Below are 270 nucleotides of genomic sequence, written 5' to 3' on the forward strand. Positions count from 1 at the left end.
GAGATAGAAGCTCTTGATAAAGAGGTTGATGAAGTATCAGATGAGGAAGAAGAGGACTATGATGAAAATGAAGAAGAGGATTATGATGAAATAGAAAACGATCTTCCTTCTGGTGTTCAAAAAAGTGAAGAGTCTCAAGGTGCTATTCAGAATAATAGTAAAGAAGAGGATATGCAAATAAAAAAGCATGTTCCTCATTCAGAAATCGTCTTTATGGATTATAACCAATATTTAAGTCTACAAGAAGTCGAAAAGAAAAAAGAACGATAT

The 270-nt window shown here is 32.6% G+C and carries 1 pseudogene; it reads left to right on the top strand.

Annotated elements, in window-relative coordinates:
* Window positions 1-270, top strand: a pseudogene (locus SB775_RS29830) (hypothetical protein); the annotation flags it as partial.

Source organism: Peribacillus sp. SIMBA_075 (assembly GCF_046534585.1).